The organism is Segetibacter aerophilus, assembly GCF_007991655.1.
Taxonomy (GTDB): Bacteria; Bacteroidota; Bacteroidia; order Chitinophagales; family Chitinophagaceae; genus Segetibacter; species Segetibacter aerophilus.
In genome coordinates this window covers 38,209-45,783 of the sequence record NZ_BJYT01000033.1, presented here as the reverse complement: position 1 = coordinate 45,783, position 7,575 = coordinate 38,209, and the positions used below count along the sequence as shown (strand labels likewise).

10 protein-coding genes are annotated in these 7,575 nt (G+C 41.0%); all 10 read left to right on the top strand.

The genetic code is table 11. The features are described 5' to 3' along the window. Positions 1-226: SH3 domain-containing protein (locus SAE01_RS24855; protein WP_218029226.1), on the top strand; the 226-nt coding region annotated here is incomplete at its 5' end. A gap of 14 nt (positions 227-240) precedes the next feature. Further along, positions 241-363 carry a hypothetical protein gene (locus SAE01_RS25110; RefSeq protein ID WP_262713389.1) on the top strand — a complete coding sequence of 41 codons (123 nt, stop codon included), beginning with the start codon at positions 241-243 and terminating at the stop codon, positions 361-363. 597 nt (positions 364-960) lie between these two features. Further along, positions 961-1,554 carry a LytTR family transcriptional regulator DNA-binding domain-containing protein gene (locus SAE01_RS22395; RefSeq protein ID WP_147206065.1) on the top strand — a complete coding sequence of 198 codons (594 nt, stop codon included), beginning with the start codon at positions 961-963 and terminating at the stop codon, positions 1,552-1,554. 334 nt (positions 1,555-1,888) lie between these two features. Further along, complete coding sequence (locus SAE01_RS22390; RefSeq protein ID WP_147206064.1) at positions 1,889-2,500, top strand: Pvc16 family protein; 612 nt, start codon at positions 1,889-1,891, stop codon at positions 2,498-2,500. Position 2,501: 1 nt separating this feature from the next. Further along, positions 2,502-3,557, top strand: a complete 1,056-nt coding sequence (locus SAE01_RS22385) for a hypothetical protein (RefSeq protein WP_147206063.1) — start codon at positions 2,502-2,504, stop codon at positions 3,555-3,557. A 30-nt stretch (positions 3,558-3,587) separates the two neighbouring features. Then, the gene (locus SAE01_RS25000) at positions 3,588-5,783 is read left to right on the top strand and encodes a phage tail sheath C-terminal domain-containing protein (protein WP_246113307.1); all 2,196 of its coding nucleotides are present in this window, start codon (positions 3,588-3,590) and stop codon (positions 5,781-5,783) included. Positions 5,784-5,822: 39 nt separating this feature from the next. Next, the gene (locus tag SAE01_RS22375) at positions 5,823-6,257 is read left to right on the top strand and encodes a phage tail protein (protein ID WP_147206062.1); all 435 of its coding nucleotides are present in this window, start codon (positions 5,823-5,825) and stop codon (positions 6,255-6,257) included. Between the two features lie 2 nt (positions 6,258-6,259). After that, positions 6,260-6,718: a phage tail protein gene (locus tag SAE01_RS22370; RefSeq protein ID WP_147206061.1), complete on the top strand. Its 459-nt coding sequence runs from the start codon at positions 6,260-6,262 to the stop codon at positions 6,716-6,718. 2 nt (positions 6,719-6,720) lie between these two features. Next, complete coding sequence (locus SAE01_RS24610) at positions 6,721-6,891, top strand: DUF5908 family protein (protein ID WP_170234248.1); 171 nt, start codon at positions 6,721-6,723, stop codon at positions 6,889-6,891. Then, a complete protein-coding gene (locus SAE01_RS22365) occupies positions 6,891-7,574 on the top strand; it encodes a CIS tube protein (RefSeq protein WP_147206060.1) in 684 nt (227 codons plus the stop codon). The genes SAE01_RS24610 and SAE01_RS22365 overlap by 1 nt, the downstream gene beginning before the upstream one ends. Position 7,575 lies beyond the last annotated feature (1 nt).

Here is a 7,575-nt window from a genome sequence, read left to right as displayed (position 1 = left end):
CATTGAAAAAATACTTGCAAGGCAACAGGTTTTACGAGCTCAAGGTCAAAGTAATCTACCTGTCCAACCCTTAGTTCAGCAGTCTGCAAGTTCAAATCATTCGAACTTCCAAAGCAATAAAGAAGACACTGTAGATGTGCTTATGAAACCGCAGCCCAACAACGAAGAAATAGACAAACATTTTAAACAAAAGCGAAAGAAAAAAAGGCAATCTCATCACCTGTAAATCAACCGACAGTTATGGAAGCTGAAATCATACAAACAGTACTAACTGAAGTGATGGAAGACCTTCAGGAATTAAAGCAACAAAATGCAGGGTTGGTAGGAACGGTACTAATCTCTGCTTATGTGTTATCAGGATAATTCAATGTGACATCGGACCTAAGTATCATTTCTTGCCATAACTTTTTCACTGGTGTAATAGATAGATGTATATCTGCACTATCTTAAATAAAAGTGCGTAATTCTACTCTTGACAAACTCCTGCGAACGATATTATATTTGGAATATAATGCCGGAGAAGATTGAAGCATTCGTGGGTTCCTTTTTTGTGAAATAAATACTTGCATTTTTTTAGAAAGCTATTTTGCTATTGCAAATTCAATTCAAAGTTTCTATCTTAATTTGAATCTGCACAAATGTTTTGATAAATCAATCTCCTTTTGGCTAAAAATAATATATATAGCCCTATGAGTATTTTCTGCATCACTTTTTTAAATTCTTCTATTTACTACAAAAAGGAAAGTTTTACAGAGGAAAGTGCCCAATAAATACTCATTTAAATTTAAAAAAATTGAATTGATTCGATTGAAAACAACTTCTTTTAAAGTTGAGGTTGTAGATTAAAAGTAACAGAATTGGTTTTAATTTGAAACCCTCAGAATTATTATATTGATGAACATAAGTGATTTTTGTTTTGGATAAAAACAATGAATTAAAAGATTATAAGTATTCATACCGATGAGTAAACTGCAAAACTTCTCCTCAACCAAAAGAGAACGTGATATCGATATCTATAGTGGGGCTGGCACTTCCAAATTTGCAAGCAATAAAAAAGTTAAGAGTAGCTCCTCCGAAATTATAATTAATGAAGAATTTATTAAAAGTAAAGTTAGATTTTCTGCTAACAAAGAACAAAGTCAAATTCCAAGTATAATTTCAAATTTATTGCTTCATGACCATTCTAATGAAGAACTGTCAACCACAACTTATCCAAATGCTAAAGACCTATTCCGTCTTTTTGTAAAAAATGGCGACTATGTGTACGCTCGTCCAGATGATATAGTTATGATGGAGAGCTGTGATCATTTAGTAAAGGTGTATGTAGCTTTTGATGATACAATTAAAAAAACAGTACGAGCTAACACTCTAAAAGATTTTCTGCTGCAGCTTCCGAAAACACAATTTCTTCGCATTGGTCGTTTTTGTGCTGTTAACACACGCAGACTTTCAGGGGGCAATTATAATGATCAAACTTTTGAATTTGATTTCAAGGTTTCAATAAAACTTAAACATGCCATTTCGCTTGCTGCTTTTGGAACTATTGGTAAATGACGCTTAATTTATTTCGCGTAAATTATCTTCTGTTCGCGTCTTTAAAAGTGCTGTTCACGTTATCTTATTGGCAGCAATAATCTTTTCTTATTACATTTTATGATTATTAAATTCTTTTATTATGAATGTCACTTTTAATACTCCTAAATTAACCTCACCTTGACCTAAAAAATCAGACGTTGGAATTCAAATTGCTTCCCATCGTAGATTTTATAGAGTAGCAAAATAAGGGACGAAATATTATTGTAATTGATGAACATGTAATGTTTTATTGATGTGGTCGCATCCCTTTTTAAGTATGAGAGTCAAATTATCTAAAAACAATAATTGATAAATGATACATATATCCCTGTCCTTCTTAAGACTCGCATTAAACAACTTCATTACATTGAAAGATCCCCTTAATATGGTAGGCGCATTAGCAAATCCGGTGGTTCTCTCCAATATAGTAGACCAGGAAAATCATTTGTTTAATAAGACTGGTGATTTTGTAGTTATGACGCTCGTGAATACAGAAGAAGAGACGGTTGGCAAATCTCAACTTCCTTATCTTAAGACACCCGATGACAAGTTGCATGTACAGAACCCGGATATCAAATTGAATCTTTATATACAATTCGCAGGGTTCTCGGATACAACATCAGGACCACAAAGCGCCTATGAACGGGCATTGATTTTACTCGACCAGGTTGTTTTCTTTTTCCAATACAGAAATGTTTTCTCAAAAAAACACTATCCCGTACTGATGGCCGCAGGGATAGAGAAATTGATCATCGAACCGATCAGTCTCACGTTCGAACAACTCAACCATCTTTGGGCGACCATGGGAGCGAAGTATCTTCCATCGGTTATATACAAATGCAGGATGTTAACATTCCGTGAGACTGTTGTATCGCCGGAAACTCCATTGATCAAAGAGCTTATAACCGATGAGGTAGTCAACTAATATGAGACTTCGTTACGAACACCTTTTCTCGATTGATTTTACCACAGCTTATTATGTGGATATGCTGCCGCATGGTGATTTTGTTATCGTACCTACCTGCTATTGTGTGAAGCAGATGAGCCGGTTTAAAATGCTGTCGAAGAAAACTATAAATGGAATGTCTCTTATTTATGAATGCAGTCCCTTCACCAATGATGCTACGCCTTTCCGCCCGGTTAATGTTGTCGAAAAATTTACGTTCAAGGTCACGGTCGCCAATCCGGAGTTCTGGTATTATGCCGACGTCAATAATTGGGAAAGGGATAAGATATTCCTGTTGAAGAATCCCTTCTTTAATACCACAGGGGATATCAATGTTCTTACCGGCCCTCTAAATGCGACAGTGCTGTTTCGACCCATGCAATTCAAACACGAACTGGTAATGGAAAACGTACCTGGTTTGTTGAAAGTTTTGGACGCCACCGGTAATGTATTGCGGACCATCATCGTTCGCGCCAGGACAGTTGTAGAACCTGTTGGGAAGAAAGAAGCTCTGTTCGTTGATCTAAAAAATTCTACAGATGGATCTTATACCCTTCGTCATGTTACTTCGGGCGGTGATGTTGATGAAGCGGTCTATTGTTCGGAAGATTATTCAACCGACACACTTGCTATTGTAGAAATCAGTTACCAGTCAGGTTTGGCATGGACTGGTATCCCACCGTTTCAACGCTATGTTGTCAATATCACCAGCCGCGCGACCGATTGGTTTTTCGATGTCCATATCCGTAAGAAAGCAATCCCTCCGTACCTGGCAAGCCAGCTTAAGATTACGCATGTACCTGTACCGCCGGAACCACTACGAACTTTCGCCGTGGTGGGTGTAGCTGATGATGTGAACGGTTTTGTTCAATTCAAATCCAATGTAAAGCTCACCTATTCACAACGCCCTATGCAATTGCAGCTGCAGAAAGTTCCTGCCACTACCGTACTCGATACTATGCCCCTTCCTTCTTCCATCACTGTACAAAAAGATGCACTCAATAATATTATCACCAAGATAGTCGTCAACGTATAATCATTAAATCACCACATAAAACGTCATCATATGGTTGTCTCATCAATTAAAACGCCCGGGGTATATGTGAACGAAGTCTCCATATTTCCGCCGTCGGTAGCACAGGTTCCTACCGCCATACCTGCTTTTATCGGTTACACCGAGAAAGCGGAAGAGACCAACGGCGAGAGTCTTTTTCTGAAATATAAAAAGATTAGCTCGATGGTTGAGTTCGTGCAATATTTTGGAAGCGGCCCGAAATTGATTTTTGATAAGGCAACGGGTAACGGGATAGAAATTGATGGGAACAACCAGGTGGTTAAAGCGGTCAACAAACAACTTTATTTCTTATATGATTCCATGCAGATGTTCTTTGCCAATGGAGGTGGTGATAGCTATATCATAGCCGTGGATAAATACAAAGACAATGGAGCTGTAGATATCGGGGGAATTGCGCCCGCTACCGGCATGCTGGGTGGACTTGAAGTATTGAAAGAAGTAGATGAGCCAACGATGATCGTTTTCCCTGATGCGGTTTCAATGGCTGGTGATATGTATACGTTGCAACAAGCGGCATTACAACAGTGCGGTGACCTGATGGATCGTGTGGGTGTGTTCGATATTCAAAAAGCTGAGGATAAGACAGCGCATGCCAATAAGGTTAAAGAGTTCCGGGAAAATATTGGCATGGCGAACCTGAAATACGGTGCTGTATATACGCCGTGGATAAAGGTTGGAATCAAAAAAGACGTCCACTATCGCGATATAAAAGACCAGATCGTGCTCGCGGGTACAACGACAGCGGTTGTGCTGAGTTCACTGGTTAAAAATCTTTCAGCGGCTGATACACTTGCCATCAAAAGCCAGATCATCCTACTAGATGAACTTGTGAACGATAATAAATTTATTGCCGCGCGAATTGCCAGTATTCTCGATTCTAATCTTATTGCTAACCCGGAGTTTGTTGAATATACTCCGGCAGGTGCTACTAAAAATCTGCCATCCCTCTCCGGTGGTTATGCGCAATTACTACAATCGGTCAACAGCCTCATCGCAGCTGCGGAGGCAAACCCGATTGTTGCTAATGTAAATATTGCTGCACTGGAAGTGGTGAAATTGATCCGCCAGATATACAATCTTACGGTGTTGCTGGACGACTTCGGTTTCGACAGCGTGGGTTTCATGAGCAATCAAAGAATGGTAGAAAATACCTGGACGTCGATCGGGTTTGCTTTACCTCCACCCGCATTCCCTGCTAACGCGGTGGGTGATTTCCTTGCTAAGATAACTGAGCTTGTAGGTTGGGATGCCACCTTCTCCAATCTCCAGGCTGGATTAAATGCTATTTCAACCGCCCCCGTAATTCCCGCCAGGGATGGGGTTCCCGCTGGTGCCCTGGTTTTCCAAACGTATAACTTGCCATTAGCGAATCTGGCCGCTGTTAATACTGCTTTACTGACTGTCGCTGCTGCTGCTACAGCGGCCGATCAGATTATTAATATGAAAGATGCGCTTCCGAAGCTGCAGGTATTGTTTAATTATTTCAACAACATTGTTTCGTCTATCGAAATATTTGGCAGCGCATTTGAAAAAGCTGCGGAAGAGGAACTGAAGCGAATATGGCCGGTATTCAAAAACATCATTGACGGTGTAAACAATAATCTCACCATTCTGCCTCCATCCGGCGCCATGGCAGGTATATATGCAAGAGTGGATAACGAAAGAGGTGTATGGAAAGCCCCTGCCAACGTAAGCGTTACTTATGCCAAAGGTGTATTGGTAAATATTACAGACAACATACAGGACGGATTGAACATCGACGTGGATGCTGGTAAATCAGTGAACGCCATCCGCTCATTCAGCGGCAAGGGGGTTCTGGTATGGGGTTCAAGAACACTTGCCGGCAACGATAATGAGTGGAGATATGTACCTGTGCGCCGATTCTTCAACATGGTAGAAGAGTCTGTAAAAAAATCAACTTTCTGGGCTGTATTTGAACCCAACGATGCCAATACCTGGGTGAAGGTGAAAAGCATGATCGAAAACTACCTCACGCTCCTGTGGAGACAGGGTGCACTTGCGGGCGCCAAACCAGAGGAAGCTTTTTTTGTGGAAGTCGGCCTTAACAAGACCATGACGTTTGTAGACATACTTGAAGGAAGAATGATCGTAAAGATCGGTATGGCAGCAGTACGCCCGGCAGAATTTATCATACTTGAGTTCTCACATAAAGTACAGACATCCTGACCTGTAACAAAAATCTTAAACAACTAATTCTTTATTACAATGGCAAATACATATCCATTACCGGCTTTTCATTTTCTTGTTGATTGGGGCGGATCCAACGTCGGCTTCACAGAAGTAACCGGGCTGACCTATGAAATACAGGCCATCGAGTACCGCGATGGGGCAAGTCCTGAATTTCACGTGACGAAAATGCCTGGTATCCAGAAGTTCTCCAACATCACGCTCAAGCGGGGCATATTCGGCGGTGACAATGAATTCTTCTCCTGGCTTAATACGGTTAAGATGAATACCATCGAGCGACGTGATATCACCATCAAGTTGTTGAATGAAGAGCATAATCCTGTTATCATCTGGAAAGTAAAGCAGGCATTTCCTGTCAAGCTCGAAGGACCTGGTATGAAAGCCAGCGGAAACGAAGTGGCGATTGAATCGGTAGAACTGGCGCATGAAGGATTTACTATTGAAGCAACCTAATTATGGAAGAAAGCAAATTTGATTATCCGCCGGTTAGTTTTCATTTCAGGGTGGAGTTCAAGTTTAGTGATCAGCGTGCGAAATCAGAAATCAATTTCCAGGAGGTCTCCGGTCTCAATAAAGAAATGACGACGGAAGATTTTACGGAAGGTGGTGAGAACCGGTTTGTCTATCGTTTTCCCAAAGGCACTAAATATCCCAATCTTGTTTTAAAACGTGGCATGAAACCCGATTCGAAGATAATCGATTGGGCAAGGGATGCTATTGACCATTTCGATTTTCAACCGGTTGATATTACAGTAACGCTGCTTAATCCAGATCATAATCCTTTAGTAGCATGGGAGTTTGTCAAATGCTGGCCTCTGAAATGGGCAACTTCCGACTTCAAAGGCCAGGACAACGCTATCGTTATCGAAACACTGGAACTCAATTACAATTATTACACACAGAAAAAAGTTTAATCATGCCCATAGAGATCCGCGAATTGATTATCCGTGCGAGCGTAGGCAACCCCAACCAGGGTGGTAGCAACAACTCAACGGCTAACGACCAGGAAGCAGCGCCGAAGGAAGAAATCATTAAAGAATGTGTAGGACAGGTAATGGAAATTATAAAAGATAAAAAGGAACGCTAATGTCTGCACAGGCAAAGTCAGGGCAGTTGGTGAAACTATACATCGAGGCATATGACGATGAAAAGTTTACGCAAAAGAAGGATGCGACGTTCACTGCCATGTTCAATCCCAGCAAGTACAATCTTAAATACGAGATTGAATACGATAAGAAGGGTGCTGCCGGCACTTCTCCACCCGCCCCGAAGTTTTCGAATATGAAACAGCAGGAGCTCAGTCTTGAATTTTTTCTTGATGGTACAGGCATAGAAAATACAGATGATGTATTTGTTGATCAGAAAGTAGAAGAATTTCTGAAACATACCTATTCGTATGACGGTTCAAAGCACAAGAACAATTACCTGCGCGTGGTATGGAGTTACCTGGTATTTGATTGTGTATTGAAAGACGCCGATGTTTCGTTTACACTGTTTCGCAGCGATGGACGGCCTCTGCGGGCGAGGATTAATGCGAAGTTCCTTGGCTTTGTGAATGACGAGAAAAGAGTTCTGGCAGATAAAGCGCAATCACCAGACATCACCCATTTCCGCGTTGTAAAAGACAAAGAGAAATTACCGCTCTTGTCGCAACGCATTTATGAAAGCAACCAATACTACCTGGATGTAGCAAAAGCCAACCGGCTTATCAACTTCAGAAAACTAAGAACAGGTGAGCAACTTTATTTTCCACCGCTGAATAACGAATAAT